This is a genomic window from Pseudomonas sp. B111, assembly GCF_026428275.1.
In the GTDB taxonomy this organism is placed as follows: Bacteria; Pseudomonadota; Gammaproteobacteria; order Pseudomonadales; family Pseudomonadaceae; genus Pseudomonas; species Pseudomonas aeruginosa.
In genome coordinates, this window is sequence record NZ_CP097857.1 from 12,033 (window position 1) to 28,039 (window position 16,007).

Annotated in this window: 21 protein-coding genes; all 21 read left to right on the forward strand. The window is 59.4% G+C overall.

The window, feature by feature from the left end:
• The first annotated feature begins 5 nt into the window (after positions 1-5).
• Complete coding sequence (rpoC, locus tag M6E97_RS00080) at positions 6-4,205, forward strand: DNA-directed RNA polymerase subunit beta' (protein WP_003093745.1); 4,200 nt, start codon at positions 6-8, stop codon at positions 4,203-4,205.
• A gap of 151 nt (positions 4,206-4,356) precedes the next feature.
• A complete protein-coding gene (gene rpsL / locus M6E97_RS00085) occupies positions 4,357-4,728 on the forward strand; it encodes a 30S ribosomal protein S12 (RefSeq protein WP_003093744.1) in 372 nt (123 codons plus the stop codon).
• 99 nt (positions 4,729-4,827) lie between these two features.
• Positions 4,828-5,298, forward strand: a complete 471-nt coding sequence (gene rpsG, locus M6E97_RS00090; RefSeq protein ID WP_003093742.1) for a 30S ribosomal protein S7 — start codon at positions 4,828-4,830, stop codon at positions 5,296-5,298.
• 30 nt (positions 5,299-5,328) lie between these two features.
• On the forward strand, positions 5,329-7,449 hold the full coding sequence (gene fusA / locus M6E97_RS00095; protein ID WP_003093741.1) for an elongation factor G: 2,121 nt from the start codon (positions 5,329-5,331) through the stop codon (positions 7,447-7,449).
• A gap of 30 nt (positions 7,450-7,479) precedes the next feature.
• Positions 7,480-8,673 carry an elongation factor Tu gene (gene tuf, locus M6E97_RS00100; protein ID WP_003115146.1) on the forward strand — a complete coding sequence of 398 codons (1,194 nt, stop codon included), beginning with the start codon at positions 7,480-7,482 and terminating at the stop codon, positions 8,671-8,673.
• A 155-nt stretch (positions 8,674-8,828) separates the two neighbouring features.
• Positions 8,829-9,140, forward strand: coding sequence for a 30S ribosomal protein S10 (gene rpsJ, locus M6E97_RS00105; protein ID WP_003103876.1), 312 nt, complete (start codon positions 8,829-8,831; stop codon positions 9,138-9,140).
• An 82-nt stretch (positions 9,141-9,222) separates the two neighbouring features.
• Positions 9,223-9,858, forward strand: coding sequence for a 50S ribosomal protein L3 (gene rplC, locus M6E97_RS00110; RefSeq protein ID WP_003103877.1), 636 nt, complete (start codon positions 9,223-9,225; stop codon positions 9,856-9,858).
• 13 nt (positions 9,859-9,871) lie between these two features.
• A complete protein-coding gene (gene rplD / locus M6E97_RS00115) occupies positions 9,872-10,474 on the forward strand; it encodes a 50S ribosomal protein L4 (protein ID WP_003093737.1) in 603 nt (200 codons plus the stop codon).
• Positions 10,471-10,770, forward strand: coding sequence for a 50S ribosomal protein L23 (rplW, locus tag M6E97_RS00120; protein WP_003093736.1), 300 nt, complete (start codon positions 10,471-10,473; stop codon positions 10,768-10,770). Before rplD ends, rplW begins: the two co-directional genes overlap by 4 nt.
• 11 nt (positions 10,771-10,781) lie before the next feature.
• Positions 10,782-11,603, forward strand: a complete 822-nt coding sequence (gene rplB, locus M6E97_RS00125) for a 50S ribosomal protein L2 (RefSeq protein WP_003103878.1) — start codon at positions 10,782-10,784, stop codon at positions 11,601-11,603.
• A 16-nt stretch (positions 11,604-11,619) separates the two neighbouring features.
• Positions 11,620-11,895 (forward strand): 30S ribosomal protein S19, encoded by a 276-nt coding sequence (gene rpsS, locus M6E97_RS00130; RefSeq protein ID WP_003093734.1) that lies wholly within the window; start codon positions 11,620-11,622, stop codon positions 11,893-11,895.
• A gap of 12 nt (positions 11,896-11,907) precedes the next feature.
• The gene (gene rplV / locus M6E97_RS00135; RefSeq protein WP_003103908.1) at positions 11,908-12,240 is read left to right on the forward strand and encodes a 50S ribosomal protein L22; all 333 of its coding nucleotides are present in this window, start codon (positions 11,908-11,910) and stop codon (positions 12,238-12,240) included.
• A gap of 12 nt (positions 12,241-12,252) precedes the next feature.
• On the forward strand, positions 12,253-12,939 hold the full coding sequence (gene rpsC / locus M6E97_RS00140; protein ID WP_003093727.1) for a 30S ribosomal protein S3: 687 nt from the start codon (positions 12,253-12,255) through the stop codon (positions 12,937-12,939).
• 11 nt (positions 12,940-12,950) lie between these two features.
• Entirely contained in the window at positions 12,951-13,364 is a 414-nt protein-coding gene (gene rplP / locus M6E97_RS00145) for a 50S ribosomal protein L16 (protein ID WP_003093723.1), read from the forward strand.
• Complete coding sequence (rpmC, locus tag M6E97_RS00150) at positions 13,364-13,555, forward strand: 50S ribosomal protein L29 (protein ID WP_003093720.1); 192 nt, start codon at positions 13,364-13,366, stop codon at positions 13,553-13,555. The genes rplP and rpmC overlap by 1 nt, the downstream gene beginning before the upstream one ends.
• Before the next feature lie 2 nt (positions 13,556-13,557).
• Positions 13,558-13,824: a 30S ribosomal protein S17 gene (gene rpsQ / locus M6E97_RS00155; protein WP_003093717.1), complete on the forward strand. Its 267-nt coding sequence runs from the start codon at positions 13,558-13,560 to the stop codon at positions 13,822-13,824.
• A 23-nt stretch (positions 13,825-13,847) separates the two neighbouring features.
• The gene (rplN, locus tag M6E97_RS00160; RefSeq protein ID WP_003093714.1) at positions 13,848-14,216 is read left to right on the forward strand and encodes a 50S ribosomal protein L14; all 369 of its coding nucleotides are present in this window, start codon (positions 13,848-13,850) and stop codon (positions 14,214-14,216) included.
• A 12-nt stretch (positions 14,217-14,228) separates the two neighbouring features.
• The gene (gene rplX, locus M6E97_RS00165) at positions 14,229-14,543 is read left to right on the forward strand and encodes a 50S ribosomal protein L24 (RefSeq protein ID WP_003093711.1); all 315 of its coding nucleotides are present in this window, start codon (positions 14,229-14,231) and stop codon (positions 14,541-14,543) included.
• Positions 14,544-14,562: 19 nt separating this feature from the next.
• On the forward strand, positions 14,563-15,102 hold the full coding sequence (gene rplE, locus M6E97_RS00170) for a 50S ribosomal protein L5 (protein WP_003093703.1): 540 nt from the start codon (positions 14,563-14,565) through the stop codon (positions 15,100-15,102).
• Positions 15,103-15,115: 13 nt separating this feature from the next.
• On the forward strand, positions 15,116-15,421 hold the full coding sequence (rpsN, locus tag M6E97_RS00175) for a 30S ribosomal protein S14 (RefSeq protein ID WP_003093701.1): 306 nt from the start codon (positions 15,116-15,118) through the stop codon (positions 15,419-15,421).
• A 189-nt stretch (positions 15,422-15,610) separates the two neighbouring features.
• The gene (gene rpsH / locus M6E97_RS00180; RefSeq protein ID WP_003093700.1) at positions 15,611-16,003 is read left to right on the forward strand and encodes a 30S ribosomal protein S8; all 393 of its coding nucleotides are present in this window, start codon (positions 15,611-15,613) and stop codon (positions 16,001-16,003) included.
• The last annotated feature ends 4 nt before the right edge of the window (positions 16,004-16,007 follow it).

Here is a 16,007-nt window from a genome sequence, read left to right on the forward strand (position 1 = left end):
AGGCCTTGAAAGACTTGCTTAATCTGTTGAAAAACCAGGGTCAAATCGAAGAGTTCGATGCCATCCGTATTGGCCTGGCTTCGCCCGAGATGATTCGTTCCTGGTCTTTCGGCGAAGTTAAAAAGCCGGAAACCATCAACTACCGTACCTTCAAGCCGGAGCGCGACGGCCTGTTCTGCGCCAAGATCTTCGGCCCGGTGAAGGACTACGAGTGCCTGTGCGGCAAGTACAAGCGCCTCAAGCACCGCGGTGTGATCTGCGAGAAGTGCGGCGTGGAAGTCGCCCTGGCCAAGGTGCGCCGCGAGCGCATGGGCCACATCGAGCTGGCTTCGCCGGTTGCCCACATCTGGTTCCTGAAGTCGCTGCCGTCCCGTATCGGCCTGCTGCTGGACATGACCCTGCGCGATATCGAGCGCGTGCTCTATTTCGAGAGCTACGTGGTGATTGATCCGGGCATGACCACCCTGGAAAAGGGCCAGCTGCTGAACGACGAGCAATACTTCGAGGCCCTCGAAGAGTTCGGTGACGATTTCGATGCTCGCATGGGCGCCGAAGCCGTTCACGAACTTCTCAACGCCATCGACTTGGAGCACGAGATCGGCCGCCTGCGCGAAGAGATTCCGCAGACCAACTCGGAAACCAAGATCAAGAAGCTGTCCAAGCGCCTGAAGCTGATGGAAGCCTTCCAGGGCTCCGGCAACAAGCCTGAGTGGATGGTCCTGACCGTCCTGCCGGTGCTGCCGCCGGACCTGCGTCCGCTGGTTCCGCTGGATGGCGGTCGCTTCGCGACTTCCGACCTGAACGACCTGTATCGTCGGGTGATCAACCGTAACAACCGTCTGAAGCGCCTGCTCGACCTGGCCGCTCCGGACATCATCGTGCGCAACGAAAAGCGCATGCTGCAGGAAGCCGTCGACGCCCTGCTCGACAACGGCCGTCGCGGTCGCGCCATCACCGGCTCGAACAAGCGTCCGCTGAAGTCGCTGGCCGACATGATCAAGGGCAAGCAAGGTCGCTTCCGTCAGAACCTGCTCGGCAAGCGCGTGGACTACTCCGGTCGTTCCGTGATCACCGTGGGCCCGACCCTGCGCCTGCACCAGTGCGGTCTGCCGAAGAAGATGGCCCTGGAGCTGTTCAAGCCGTTCATTTTCGGCAAGCTGGAAGGTCGTGGTATGGCCACCACCATCAAGGCCGCCAAGAAAATGGTCGAGCGCGAGCTGCCCGAGGTCTGGGACGTTCTCGCCGAAGTCATCCGCGAGCATCCGGTTCTCCTGAACCGTGCGCCGACCCTGCACCGTCTGGGCATCCAGGCGTTCGAGCCGGTCCTCATCGAAGGCAAGGCGATCCAGCTGCACCCGCTGGTCTGCGCCGCGTACAACGCCGACTTCGACGGTGACCAGATGGCCGTCCACGTTCCGCTGACCCTCGAGGCCCAGCTGGAAGCGCGCGCGCTGATGATGTCCACCAACAACATCCTGTCGCCCGCCAACGGCGAGCCGATCATCGTTCCGTCGCAGGACGTGGTAATGGGTCTGTACTACATGACCCGTGAAGCGATCAACGCGAAGGGCGAGGGCATGGCCTTCGCCGACCTGCAGGAAGTCGACCGCGCCTACCGCAGCGGCCAGGCGTCCCTGCACGCTCGCGTAAAAGTGCGCATCAACGAAAAGATCAAGGGTGAAGACGGCCAACTGACCGCCAATACCCGTATCGTCGACACCACCGTCGGCCGCGCGCTGCTGTTCCAGGTCGTTCCGGCCGGCCTGCCGTTCGACGTGGTCAACCAGTCGATGAAGAAGAAGGCGATCTCCAAGCTGATCAACCACTGCTATCGCGTGGTGGGTCTGAAGGACACCGTCATCTTCGCCGACCAGCTGATGTACACCGGTTTCGCCTACTCGACCATTTCCGGCGTGTCCATCGGCGTCAACGACTTCGTCATCCCGGACGAGAAGGCGCGGATCATCAACGCCGCCACCGACGAAGTGAAGGAGATCGAGAGCCAGTACGCCTCCGGCCTGGTAACTCAGGGCGAGAAGTACAACAAGGTGATCGACCTGTGGTCGAAGGCCAACGACGAAGTGTCCAAGGCGATGATGGCCAACCTCTCGAAAGAGAAGGTCGTCGATCGCGAGGGCAAGGAAGTCGACCAGGAGTCCTTCAACTCCATGTACATGATGGCTGACTCGGGTGCGCGGGGCTCCGCGGCCCAGATCCGTCAGCTGGCAGGTATGCGTGGCCTGATGGCCAAGCCGGACGGCTCGATCATCGAGACCCCGATCACCGCGAACTTCCGTGAAGGCCTGAACGTACTCCAGTACTTCATCTCCACCCACGGTGCTCGTAAGGGTCTGGCGGATACCGCGCTGAAGACCGCGAACTCCGGTTACCTGACCCGTCGTCTGGTCGACGTGGCCCAGGATCTGGTAGTGACCGAGATCGATTGCGGTACCGAGCACGGCCTGCTGATGTCGCCGCACATCGAAGGCGGCGACGTGGTCGAACCGCTCGGCGAGCGCGTGCTCGGCCGTGTGATCGCGCGCGACGTGTTCAAGCCGGGCAGCGACGAGGTCATCGTGCCGGCCGGCACCCTGATCGACGAGAAGTGGGTCGATTTCCTCGAAGTGATGAGCGTCGACGAAGTGGTGGTGCGTTCCCCGATCACCTGCGAAACCCGTCATGGCATCTGCGCCATGTGCTACGGCCGCGACCTGGCCCGTGGCCATCGCGTCAACATCGGTGAGGCGGTCGGTGTCATCGCTGCCCAGTCCATCGGTGAGCCGGGCACCCAGCTGACCATGCGTACCTTCCACATCGGTGGTGCGGCCAGCCGGACCTCCGCGGCCGACAACGTCCAGGTGAAGAACGGCGGTACCATCCGCCTGCACAACCTGAAGCATGTGGTTCGTGCCGACGGCGCGCTGGTCGCGGTTTCCCGTTCCGGCGAACTGGCGGTTGCCGACGACTTCGGTCGCGAGCGCGAGCGCTACAAGCTGCCGTACGGTGCGGTGATCTCGGTCAAGGAAGGTGACAAGGTCGACCCGGGCGCCATCGTCGCCAAGTGGGACCCGCACACCCACCCGATCGTCACCGAGGTGGACGGTACCGTGGCCTTCGTGGGCATGGAAGAGGGCATCACCGTCAAGCGTCAGACCGACGAACTGACCGGCCTGACCAACATCGAAGTGATGGATCCGAAGGACCGTCCGGCTGCCGGCAAGGACATCCGTCCGGCCGTGAAGCTGATCGATGCCGCGGGCAAGGACCTGCTGCTGCCGGGTACCGACGTACCGGCGCAGTACTTCCTGCCGGCCAACGCCCTGGTCAACCTGACCGACGGCGCCAAGGTGAGCATCGGTGACGTTGTCGCGCGTATCCCGCAGGAAACCTCGAAGACCCGTGACATCACCGGTGGTCTGCCGCGCGTTGCCGACCTGTTCGAGGCTCGTCGTCCGAAAGAGCCTTCGATCCTGGCGGAAATCAGCGGCACCATCTCCTTCGGCAAGGAGACCAAGGGCAAGCGCCGCCTGGTCATCACGCCGAACGATGGCAGCGATCCGTACGAGGAGCTGATTCCGAAGTGGCGTCACCTGAACGTGTTCGAAGGCGAACAGGTGAACCGCGGCGAAGTCATCTCCGACGGTCCGAGCAACCCGCACGACATCCTGCGCCTGCTGGGCGTGAGCTCGCTGGCGAAGTACATCGTCAACGAGATCCAGGACGTCTACCGTCTGCAGGGCGTGAAGATCAACGACAAGCACATCGAGACCATCCTGCGTCAGATGCTGCGCAAGGTCGAAGTCAGTGAGTCCGGCGACTCCAGCTTCATCAAAGGCGACCAGGTGGAACTCACCCAGGTGCTGGAAGAGAACGAACAGCTCGGTACCGAGGACAAGTTCCCGGCCAAGTACGAGCGGGTTCTGCTGGGTATCACCAAGGCCTCCCTGTCGACCGAGTCGTTCATTTCCGCGGCGTCGTTCCAGGAGACCACCCGCGTCCTCACCGAGGCGGCGGTCACCGGCAAGCGCGACTTCCTGCGTGGTCTGAAAGAGAACGTGGTCGTGGGTCGCCTGATCCCGGCCGGTACCGGTCTGGCTTACCACAGCGAGCGCAAGCGTCAGCGCGACCTCGGCAAGCCGCAGCGTGTGAGTGCCAGCGAGGCGGAAGCCGCACTGACCGAAGCGCTGAACTCGAGCGGTAACTAAGCATCAACGACAAGCCCCGGCTATCCCGATAGCCGGGGCTTTGTCTTGACGGTGTACAAGAACCTCTTTACTATTTTGTACCCCGAAAATTGGCAGGGCGCACGCTCTGTCATTTCGTTTGTGTGTCGTAAGACAATCAGTGGAGCTATAGATGGCAACTATCAACCAGCTGGTGCGTAAGCCGCGCAAGCGCATGGTCGACAAGAGCGACGTGCCTGCGCTGCAAAACTGCCCGCAACGTCGTGGCGTATGCACCCGCGTATACACCACCACGCCGAAAAAGCCGAACTCGGCACTGCGTAAGGTATGCCGTGTACGTCTGACCAACGGTTTCGAGGTTTCCTCGTACATCGGTGGTGAAGGTCACAACCTGCAAGAGCACAGCGTAGTGCTGATCCGTGGCGGTCGTGTAAAGGACCTTCCGGGTGTGCGTTACCACACCGTGCGCGGTTCGCTGGACACCTCGGGTGTCAAAGACCGTAAGCAGGGTCGTTCGAAGTACGGCGCCAAGCGTCCGAAGTAATAGCGTTTTTATATTTATCTGAGTCGATAAGAGTAAGGTCGGGCGTAACTTGACTGTTATGGTCCCGGGCTAACCTGAAGACCGTTTGAGGGCTTATCAATGCCAAGACGTCGTGTAGCGGCCAAGCGTGAAGTGCTGGCTGATCCGAAATACGGAAGCCAGATCCTGGCCAAGTTCATGAACCACGTGATGGAAAGCGGCAAGAAAGCCGTAGCCGAGCGTATCGTTTACGGTGCGCTGGACAAGGTGAAGGAACGCGGCAAGGCCGATCCCCTGGAAACCTTCGAAAAAGCTCTCGATGCCATCGCTCCGCTGGTCGAAGTGAAGTCCCGCCGCGTAGGTGGTGCGACTTACCAGGTTCCGGTCGAAGTCCGTCCGTCCCGTCGTAATGCCCTGGCCATGCGTTGGCTGGTGGACTTCGCCCGCAAGCGTGGCGAGAAGTCCATGGCTCTGCGCCTGGCTGGCGAGCTGCTGGATGCCGCTGAAGGCAAGGGCGCAGCAGTCAAGAAGCGTGAAGACGTGCACCGTATGGCAGAGGCCAACAAGGCCTTCTCGCACTACCGGTTCTAATCGCGCTGCCCAACCCCCGAGGACCTTATTGTGGCCCGTACTACACCCATCAACCGCTACCGTAATATCGGTATCTGTGCCCACGTTGACGCGGGCAAGACCACCACCACGGAGCGGGTTCTGTTCTATACCGGCGTCAACCACAAGCTGGGCGAAGTGCATGACGGCGCTGCGACCACCGACTGGATGGTGCAGGAGCAGGAGCGCGGTATCACCATTACCTCCGCTGCCGTTACCACCTTCTGGAAGGGCTCGCGCGGTCAGTACGACAACTATCGCGTAAACGTCATCGACACCCCCGGCCACGTAGACTTCACCATCGAGGTGGAACGTTCCCTGCGTGTGCTGGATGGCGCTGTCGTGGTGTTCTGTGGCACCTCCGGCGTAGAGCCGCAGTCGGAAACCGTATGGCGTCAGGCCAACAAGTACGGCGTACCGCGCATCGTCTACGTCAACAAGATGGACCGCCAGGGCGCGAACTTCCTGCGCGTCGTCGAGCAGATCAAGAAGCGCCTGGGTCATACCCCGGTTCCGGTCCAGCTCGCCATCGGCGCTGAAGAGAACTTCGTCGGTCAGGTCGACCTGATCAAGATGAAGGCCATCTACTGGAACGATGACGACAAGGGCATGACCTACCGCGAGGAAGAAATTCCTGCGGAGCTCAAGGACCTGGCCGAAGAGTGGCGTTCCAGCATGGTCGAGGCTGCGGCCGAAGCCAACGAAGAGCTGATGAACAAGTACCTCGAAGAGGGCGAGCTCTCCGAAGCCGAGATCAAGGAAGGCCTGCGTCTGCGCACCCTGGCGTGCGAGATCGTTCCGGCCGTCTGCGGTTCCTCGTTCAAGAACAAGGGCGTTCCGCTGGTTCTCGATGCCGTCATCGACTACCTCCCGGCTCCGACCGAGATCCCTGCGATCAAAGGCGTCAGCCCGGACGACGAGACCGTCGAAGACGAGCGTCATGCCGACGACAACGAACCGTTCTCGTCCCTGGCGTTCAAGATCGCTACCGACCCGTTCGTCGGTACCCTGACCTTCGCCCGCGTTTACTCCGGCGTCCTGAGTTCCGGCGACTCCGTCCTGAACTCGGTGAAGGGCAAGAAAGAGCGCGTCGGTCGGATGGTGCAGATGCACGCCAACCAGCGTGAAGAGATCAAGGAAGTGCGCGCAGGCGACATCGCTGCCCTGATCGGCATGAAGGACGTCACCACCGGTGACACCCTGTGCTCGATCGAGAAGCCGATCATCCTCGAGCGCATGGACTTCCCCGAGCCGGTAATCTCGGTCGCTGTAGAGCCGAAGACCAAGGCTGACCAGGAGAAGATGGGTATCGCCCTCGGCAAGCTGGCCCAGGAAGACCCGTCGTTCCGTGTCAAGACCGACGAAGAGTCCGGTCAGACCATCATCTCCGGCATGGGCGAGCTGCACCTGGACATCATCGTCGACCGCATGAAGCGCGAGTTCGGCGTCGAGGCCAACATCGGCAAGCCGCAGGTTGCCTACCGTGAGACCATCACCAAGGACAACGTGGAGATCGAAGGCAAGTTCGTTCGCCAGTCCGGTGGTCGCGGTCAGTTCGGTCATTGCTGGATCCGTTTCTCGGCCGCGGACGTGGACGAGAAGGGCAACATCACCGAAGGCCTGGTGTTCGAGAACGAAGTCGTGGGCGGTGTGGTTCCGAAGGAATACATCCCGGCGATCCAGAAGGGTATCGAAGAGCAGATGAAGAACGGCGTCGTTGCCGGCTATCCGCTCATCGGCCTGAAGGCTACCGTTTTCGATGGTTCCTACCATGACGTCGACTCCAACGAGATGGCGTTCAAGATCGCTGCTTCCATGGCGACCAAGCAGCTGGCCCAGAAGGGCGGCGGCAAGGTGCTCGAGCCGATCATGAAGGTAGAGGTGGTGACTCCTGAGGACTACATGGGTGACGTGATGGGCGACCTGAACCGTCGTCGTGGTCTGATTCAGGGGATGGAGGACACGGTTTCCGGTAAGGTTATTCGTGCCGAGGTTCCGCTGGGTGAGATGTTCGGTTATGCGACCGACGTGCGTTCCATGTCCCAGGGTCGCGCGAGCTACTCCATGGAATTCTCCAAATACGCCGAAGCTCCGTCGAACATCGTCGAAGCGCTGGTTAAAAAACAAGGTTGATTCAGCCCTTTAAGTAAGAGGTTTACTGTCGTGGCTAAGGAAAAATTCGAACGTAACAAACCGCACGTCAACGTCGGCACCATCGGTCACGTTGACCATGGCAAGACCACTCTGACCGCTGCACTGACCAAGGTCTGCTCCGACACCTGGGGTGGTTCCGCTCGTGCTTTCGATCAGATCGACAACGCGCCGGAAGAAAAGGCCCGCGGTATCACCATCAACACCTCGCACGTTGAATACGATTCCGCTGTTCGTCACTACGCTCACGTTGACTGCCCCGGTCACGCCGACTACGTGAAGAACATGATCACCGGTGCTGCCCAGATGGACGGCGCGATCCTGGTTTGCTCGGCTGCCGACGGCCCCATGCCGCAGACCCGCGAGCACATCCTGCTGTCCCGTCAGGTGGGCGTTCCCTACATCGTCGTGTTCCTGAACAAGGCTGACATGGTCGACGACGCCGAGCTGCTGGAACTGGTCGAGATGGAAGTTCGCGATCTGCTGAACACCTACGACTTCCCGGGCGACGACACCCCGATCATCATCGGTTCCGCGCTGATGGCGCTGGAAGGCAAGGATGACAACGGCATCGGCGTAAGCGCCGTGCAGAAGCTGGTAGAGACCCTGGACTCCTACATTCCGGAGCCGGTTCGTGCCATCGACCAGCCGTTCCTGATGCCGATCGAAGACGTGTTCTCGATCTCCGGCCGCGGTACCGTGGTAACCGGTCGTGTAGAGCGCGGCATCATCAAGGTCCAGGAAGAAGTGGAAATCGTCGGCATCAAGGCGACCACCAAGACCACCTGCACCGGCGTTGAAATGTTCCGCAAGCTGCTCGACGAAGGTCGTGCTGGTGAGAACGTTGGTATCCTGCTGCGCGGCACCAAGCGTGAAGACGTAGAGCGTGGCCAGGTTCTGGCCAAGCCGGGCACCATCAAGCCGCACACCAAGTTCGAGTGCGAAGTGTACGTGCTGTCCAAGGAAGAAGGTGGTCGTCACACCCCGTTCTTCAAGGGCTACCGTCCGCAGTTCTACTTCCGTACCACCGACGTGACCGGTAACTGCGAACTGCCGGAAGGCGTAGAGATGGTAATGCCGGGCGACAACATCAAGATGGTTGTCACCCTGATCGCTCCGATCGCCATGGAAGATGGCCTGCGCTTCGCGATCCGCGAAGGCGGCCGTACCGTTGGCGCCGGCGTGGTTGCCAAGATCATCGAGTAATCGCTGATCCTGCCATCAGAAAAGGGGCCCTTCGGGGCCCCTTTTTCGTTCGTTGGTTAAATATTGACACCCTGTGGGGGCATCCGTACAATTGCGCCTCCTTTTAACGGGCGTAGTCCGTCCGTTGGGAATGGTAAATTGGAGTCTGAGGTCAAATGCAAAACCAACAAATCCGGATTCGGTTGAAGGCTTTTGACCATCGCCTGATCGATCAATCAACCCAGGAAATCGTGGAAACCGCGAAACGTACTGGTGCTCAGGTGCGTGGTCCAATCCCTCTGCCGACCCGCAAGGAACGTTTCACCGTGCTGATCTCTCCGCACGTCAACAAAGATGCGCGTGATCAGTACGAAATTCGTACACATAAGCGTGTACTGGACATCGTCCAGCCGACGGATAAAACCGTCGATGCGCTGATGAAGCTCGATCTTGCTGCAGGCGTTGAAGTACAGATCAGCCTCGGCTAATGCCTTCGGCATTGGTCGTGTAACGCTCTGAAATGGGCGGCCATAGCGGGTGAAAGCCCCGTACACTCAAGAGGTTTACAACATGACAATTGGTGTTGTCGGTCGTAAATGCGGCATGACCCGCATTTTCACCGAGGAAGGTGTCTCTATTCCGGTTACGGTCATCGAGGTCGAGCCGAATCGCGTCACCCAGTTCAAGACTGAAGAAACCGATGGCTACCGTGCAGTGCAAGTCACCGCCGGCGAGCGTCGTGCTTCTCGCGTTACCAAAGCGCAAGCTGGTCACTTTGCCAAGGCGAATGTCGCCGCCGGTCGCGGCGTATGGGAATTCCGTCTGGGCGAAGAGCAGTATGCCGCTGGTGACCAGATCACTGTCGATCTGTTCCAGGCAGGCCAGATGGTAGACGTTACCGGCGAGTCCAAGGGTAAGGGCTTTGCGGGCACCATCAAGCGCTGGAACTTCCGTGGTCAGGATAACACCCACGGTAACTCCGTTTCCCACCGCGTCCCGGGTTCCATCGGCCAGTGCCAGACTCCTGGTCGAGTGTTCAAGGGCAAGAAAATGTCCGGTCATCTGGGTGCGGAGCGGGTAACCGTTCAATCCCTGGAGATCGTGCGCGTCGATGCTGAACGCAATCTGCTGCTGGTCAAGGGTGCCGTTCCCGGCGCTACTGGCGGTGATGTGATCGTGCGTCCGGCAGCCAAGGCTCGCGGTTAAGGGGGAAGCTGAGATGCAATTGAATGTGAACGGCGCTCAGGCTATCGAAGTCTCCGAGCGTACCTTTGGTGGCGAATTCAACGAGACCCTGGTGCACCAGGCAGTCGTGGCCTACATGGCTGGCGGCCGTCAGGGCAGCAAGGCGCAGAAGACTCGCTCCGAAGTCTCTGGTGGTGGCAAGAAGCCGTGGCGTCAGAAGGGCACCGGTCGTGCTCGCGCTGGCACCATCCGTAGCCCCATCTGGCGTGGGGGCGGCACCACTTTCGCCGCTAAACCGCGTAGCCACGAACAGAAGCTAAACAAGAAGATGTACCGCGCAGCACTGCGCTCCATCCTTGCCGAGCTCGTTCGTCTGGACCGTCTGGTCGTCGTTGCCGACTTCGCTGTCGATGCACCGAAAACCAAGGGCCTGGTTGCCAAGCTGGACACCCTGGGTCTGAAAGACGTGCTGATCGTGACCGATGGTGTCGACGAGAACCTGTACCTCGCTGCGCGCAACCTGGCGCACGTCGATGTACGTGATGTCCAAGGTTCCGACCCCGTCAGCCTGATCGCCTACGACAAGGTGCTGGTCACCGTGTCCGCCGTGAAGAAGTTCGAGGAGCTGCTGGGATGAACCAGGAACGCGTATTCAAAGTGCTGCTTGGTCCGCACATCTCCGAGAAAGCCACGGGTCTCGCGGACGGCAAGAGCCAATTCGTTTTCAAGGTTGCCACCGATGCAACCAAGCTGGAAATCAAGAAGGCCGTAGAAAGCCTGTTCAGCGTGAAGGTACAGCGCGTCACTACCCTGAACGTCAAGGGTAAGACCAAGCGCACCGCTCGCGGTCTGGGCAAGCGTAACGACTGGAAAAAAGCGTACATCGCTCTCCAGCCGGGCCAAGATCTCGATTTCGCCACCAGCGCTGAGTAAAGGGGTGCATCATGGCAATCGTTAAGTGCAAACCGACTTCCGCTGGTCGTCGCTTTGTCGTCAAGGTGGTGAATCAGGAGCTGCACAAAGGCGCTCCCTACGCACCGCTGCTGGAAAAGAAATCCAAGTCTGGCGGCCGTAACAACAACGGTCGTATCACCACCCGTCATATCGGTGGTGGTCACAAGCAGCACTACCGTCTGGTCGACTTCCGTCGCAACAAGGATGGCATCCCTGCCATCGTTGAACGCGTCGAATACGATCCGAACCGCACTGCACACATCGCTCTGCTGAAGTATGCAGACGGCGAGCGTCGCTACATCATCGCCCCCAAGGGCGTTGCTGCAGGTGACCAGCTGATCTCCGGTATCGGTGCGCCGATCAAGGCAGGCAACAGCATGCCTCTGCGCAACATCCCGGTGGGTAGCACTGTTCATGGTATCGAGCTGAAGCCGGGTAAAGGCGCTCAGATCGCTCGCTCCGCTGGCGCTTCCGCCCAGCTGGTCGCGCGTGAAGGTGCGTACGTAACCCTGCGTCTGCGCTCCGGTGAAATGCGTAAAGTCCTGGCTGAGTGCCGTGCGACCCTGGGCGAAGTCTCGAACTCCGAGCACAGCCTGCGTTCGCTGGGTAAAGCCGGTGCTACGCGCTGGCGTGGTGTTCGCCCGACCGTTCGCGGCGTGGCGATGAACCCGGTCGACCACCCGCATGGTGGTGGTGAAGGCCGTACCTCTGCTGGTCGTCATCCGGTATCGCCGTGGGGTCTTCAGACCAAGGGTAAGAAGACTCGCTCGAACAAGCGTACCGATAACATGATCGTCCGCCGCCGCAAGTAAATAGAGGGATACCACAGTGCCACGTTCACTGAAAAAAGGTCCGTTTATCGATCTTCACCTGTTGAAGAAGGTCGAAGTCGCGGTGGAAAAGAACGACCGCAAGCCGATCAAGACCTGGTCGCGTCGTTCGATGATTCTGCCGCATATGGTTGGTCTGACCATCGCCGTGCACAACGGCCGTCAACACGTACCGGTTCTCGTCAACGAGGACATGGTCGGCCACAAACTGGGCGAGTTCGCCGCTACCCGCACCTACCGCGGGCATGCTGCGGACAAGAAAGCCAAGCGTTAAGGGGTAAGGAAGATGGAAGTAGCCGCTAAGCTGTCGGGCGCTCGTATCTCCGCCCAGAAAGCCCGCTTGGTCGCCGACCAGATCCGCGGGAAGAAGGTGGGCGAAGCGCTCAACCTCCTGGCTTTCAGCAGTAAGAAAGCCGCCGAGATCATGAAGAAAGTGCTGGAGTCGGCCGTTGCCAACGCTGAGCACAACGAAGGCGCCGATGTGGATGACCTGAAGGTCTCCACCGTCTTCGTCAACGAAGGTCGTTCGCTCAAGCGCATCATGCCGCGTGCCAAAGGCCGTGCTGATCGCATCGTGAAGCGGTCTTGCCATATCACGGTCAAGGTTGCGGACAAGTAACGGAGTCGACAGATGGGTCAGAAAGTACATCCCAATGGCATTCGCCTGGGTATCGTCAAGGAGCACACCTCCGTTTGGTACGCAGACCGCAAGAACTATGCGGATTACCTGTTTGCCGATCTGAAGGTGCGTGAGTACCTCCAAGACAAACTAAAAAGCGCGTCCGTAAGCCGTATCGATATTCATCGTCCGGCTCAAACCGCACGCATCACCATCCACACCGCTCGTCCCGGCATCGTGATCGGCAAGAAAGGTGAAGATGTTGAGAAACTGCGCCAGGACCTGACCAAGCAAATGGGTGTGCCCGTGCACATCAACATCGAGGAAATCCGCAAGCCGGAACTCGATGCCATGCTGGTTGCGCAGAGCGTAGCCCAGCAGCTGGAGCGTCGCGTAATGTTCCGTCGCGCCATGAAGCGCGCCGTACAGAACGCCATGCGCATTGGTGCCAAGGGCATCAAGATTCAGGTCAGCGGTCGTCTGGGTGGGGCTGAAATCGCCCGTACCGAATGGTATCGCGAAGGTCGTGTGCCCCTGCACACCCTGCGCGCCGATATCGACTATGCCACCTACGAAGCGCACACCACTTACGGTGTGATCGGTGTCAAGGTTTGGATCTTCAAGGGCGAGGTCATCGGTGGCCGCCAGGAAGAGCTGAAGCCGGTAGCACCCGCTCCTCGTAAAAAAGCTGCTAGGTAAGGAGTACGCAAATGCTGCAACCCAAGCGTACGAAGTTCCGCAAACAAATGACCGGCCACAACCGTGGTCTGGCTCATCGTGGTAGTAAGGTCAGCTTCGGTGAGTACGCACTGAAGGCCACTAGCCGTGGCCGCCTTACTGCTCGTCAGATCGAGTCCGCGCGTCGTGCGCTGACCCGTCACGTGAAGCGTGGCGGCAAGATCTGGATCCGCGTATTCCCTGACAAGCCTGTCACCAAGAAGCCCCTCGAAGTTCGTATGGGTAAAGGTAAGGGTGGGGTCGAGTACTGGGTAGCCCAGATCCAGCCGGGCAAAGTCCTGTACGAGATCGAGGGTGTTTCCGAAGAGCTGGCGCGTGAGGCTTTCGCCCTGGCTGCTGCAAAGCTGCCCCTCGCCACCTCCTTTGTTAAGCGGACGGTGATGTGATGAAAGCGAATGAACTTCGTGAAAAATCCGTTGAGCAGCTGAACGAGCAACTGCTCGGCCTGCTGCGCGACCAGTTCAATCTGCGCATGCAGAAAGCAACTGGCCAGTTGGGGCAGTCTCACCTGCTCTCGCAGGTTAAGCGCGACATCGCTCGCGTTAAAACTGTGCTCAATCAGCAAGCAGGTAAGTGATCATGGCTGAAGCTCAGAAAACCGTCCGTACGCTGACCGGCCGCGTCGTCAGCGACAAAATGGACAAGACCGTCACCGTACTGATCGAGCGTCGCGTCAAGCACCCGATCTACGGCAAATACGTCAAGCGTTCGACCAAACTGCACGCACACGACGAATCCAATCAGTGCCGCATTGGTGACCTGGTCACCATTCGCGAAACCCGTCCGCTGGCCAAGACCAAGGCCTGGACCCTGGTTGATATCGTTGAACGCGCGGTGGAAGTCTAAGGACTAGGGGTCGGAGAAATTATATGATTCAGACTCAATCCATGCTCGATGTCGCTGACAACAGCGGCGCGCGTCGTGTGATGTGCATCAAGGTGCTCGGCGGTTCCCACCGCCGTTACGCCGGCATCGGCGACATCATCAAGGTCACCGTCAAGGAAGCGATTCCGCGCGGCAAAGTGAAGAAGGGCCAGGTCATGACTGCCGTGGTCGTTCGCACCAAGCACGGCGTGCGTCGTACCGACGGTTCCATCATCCGCTTCGACGGCAACGCCGCCGTCCTGCTGAACAACAAGCAGGAGCCGATCGGCACCCGTATCTTTGGGCCAGTGACTCGTGAACTCCGTACCGAGAAGTTCATGAAGATCGTCTCGCTCGCCCCCGAAGTGCTGTAAGGAGTAGCCGTCATGCAAAAGATTCGTCGTGACGACGAAGTAATCGTCATTGCCGGCAAGGACAAGGGCAAGCGTGGCAAGGTGCTGAAGGTTCTCGCTGACGACCGTCTGGTCGTCGGCGGGGTGAACCTGATCAAGCGCCACACCAAGCCCAATCCGATGCTCGGCCAACAGGGCGGTATCGTCGAGAAGGAGGCGCCTCTGCACGTCTCCAACGTCGCCATCTTCAATACTGAAACCAGCAAGGCTGACCGCGTTGGCTTCAAGGTAGAAGACGGTAAGAAAATTCGTGTCTTCAAGTCGACCCAGAAACCGGTTCAGGCTTGAGGCTGCTAGGTAGATCACCATGGCACGATTGAAAGAAATTTATCGGAAGGAAATCGCGCCCAAGCTGAAAGAAGAGCTTCAGCTGGCGAACGTGATGGAAGTTCCGCGCGTTACCAAAATCACCCTGAACATGGGTCTTGGCGAGGCGGTCGGTGACAAGAAGATCATCGAGAACGCCGTAGCCGATCTGGAAAAGATCACTGGTCAGAAGCCGGTCGTGACTTACGCTCGTAAGTCCATCGCTGGCTTCAAGATCCGTGAAGGCTGGCCGATCGGCGTCAAGGTCACCCTGCGTAGCGACCGGATGTACGAGTTCCTGGATCGTCTGCTGTCCATCTCCCTGCCGCGCGTGCGTGACTTCCGCGGCCTGAATGCCAAGTCCTTCGATGGTCGCGGCAACTACAGCATGGGCGTGAAAGAGCAGATCATCTTCCCGGAAATCGATTACGACAAGATCGATGCGCTGCGTGGCCTGGACATCACCCTGACCACCACCGCTCGTACGGATGACGAAGGTCGCGCCCTGCTGCGTGCTTTCAAATTCCCGTTCCGTAACTGATTGGAGTAGGAACATGGCTAAAGAGAGCATGAAGAACCGCGAGCTGAAGCGTCAGCTGACGGTAGCCAAGTACGCCAAGAAGCGTGCCGAGCTGAAAGCGATCATCGCTAATCCGAACTCCTCTGCGGAAGAGCGTTGGAATGCCCAGGTCGCCCTGCAGAAGCAACCGCGTGACGCCAGCGCCAGCCGCCTGCGTAACCGTTGCCGCCTGACCGGTCGTCCGCACGGCTTCTACCGCAAGTTCGGCCTGAGCCGTAACAAGCTGCGCGAAGCCGCCATGCGCGGCGACGTACCGGGTCTGGTGAAAGCCAGCTGGTAATCGCAGCGAACGGTGTCGCCAGTCGGCACCGTTGATCGCGACATCGAATCAAGCCCCTCATGGGGCTTGATTCGTTTTGGCGTGATCTCTAGAATACCCGGCTCCCCTGAGCCTGGGTTTGTTTCGCCTGGCGTTTATGGGCGAATTGAAGTTGAAGGCTTATTCTTTTGTATCAGGAGCGTTAAGCCCATGAGTATGCAGGACCCGTTAGCAGACATGCTAACTCGCATCCGTAATGCCCAGATGGCTGAAAAGACCGTCGTAAGCATGCCGTCCTCGAAACTGAAAGCGGCGGTAGCCAAAGTCCTGAAGGACGAAGGCTATATTGCGGATTTCCAGATCAGCTCGGAAGTAAAACCCCAGCTGTCCATCGAACTGAAGTACTTCGAAGGCAAGCCTGTCATCGAAGAGGTCAAGCGCATCAGCCGTCCTGGCCTGCGTCAGTACAAATCCGTTGAGCAACTGCCGAAAGTTCGTGGCGGCCTCGGTGTGTCGATCGTCTCCACCAACAAAGGTGTGATGACCGATCGTGCTGCCCGTGCTGCTGGTGTTGGCGGCGAAGTGCTCTGCACTGTGTTCTAAGGGG

Coding starts and splice junctions, on each gene's coding strand:
- rplV (WP_003103908.1), top strand. CDS start 11,908: ATGGAAGTAGCCGCTAAGCTGTCGGGCGCTCGTATCTCCGCCCAGAAA.
- rplC (WP_003103877.1), top strand. CDS start 9,223: ATGACAATTGGTGTTGTCGGTCGTAAATGCGGCATGACCCGCATTTTC.
- rplX (WP_003093711.1), top strand. CDS start 14,229: ATGCAAAAGATTCGTCGTGACGACGAAGTAATCGTCATTGCCGGCAAG.
- rplP (WP_003093723.1), top strand. CDS start 12,951: ATGCTGCAACCCAAGCGTACGAAGTTCCGCAAACAAATGACCGGCCAC.
- rpsG (WP_003093742.1), top strand. CDS start 4,828: ATGCCAAGACGTCGTGTAGCGGCCAAGCGTGAAGTGCTGGCTGATCCG.
- rplB (WP_003103878.1), top strand. CDS start 10,782: ATGGCAATCGTTAAGTGCAAACCGACTTCCGCTGGTCGTCGCTTTGTC.
- rpsQ (WP_003093717.1), top strand. CDS start 13,558: ATGGCTGAAGCTCAGAAAACCGTCCGTACGCTGACCGGCCGCGTCGTC.
- rplE (WP_003093703.1), top strand. CDS start 14,563: ATGGCACGATTGAAAGAAATTTATCGGAAGGAAATCGCGCCCAAGCTG.
- rpsC (WP_003093727.1), top strand. CDS start 12,253: ATGGGTCAGAAAGTACATCCCAATGGCATTCGCCTGGGTATCGTCAAG.
- rpsH (WP_003093700.1), top strand. CDS start 15,611: ATGAGTATGCAGGACCCGTTAGCAGACATGCTAACTCGCATCCGTAAT.
- rpsJ (WP_003103876.1), top strand. CDS start 8,829: ATGCAAAACCAACAAATCCGGATTCGGTTGAAGGCTTTTGACCATCGC.
- rplD (WP_003093737.1), top strand. CDS start 9,872: ATGCAATTGAATGTGAACGGCGCTCAGGCTATCGAAGTCTCCGAGCGT.
- rpmC (WP_003093720.1), top strand. CDS start 13,364: ATGAAAGCGAATGAACTTCGTGAAAAATCCGTTGAGCAGCTGAACGAG.
- rpsN (WP_003093701.1), top strand. CDS start 15,116: ATGGCTAAAGAGAGCATGAAGAACCGCGAGCTGAAGCGTCAGCTGACG.
- rpsL (WP_003093744.1), top strand. CDS start 4,357: ATGGCAACTATCAACCAGCTGGTGCGTAAGCCGCGCAAGCGCATGGTC.
- rplN (WP_003093714.1), top strand. CDS start 13,848: ATGATTCAGACTCAATCCATGCTCGATGTCGCTGACAACAGCGGCGCG.
- rplW (WP_003093736.1), top strand. CDS start 10,471: ATGAACCAGGAACGCGTATTCAAAGTGCTGCTTGGTCCGCACATCTCC.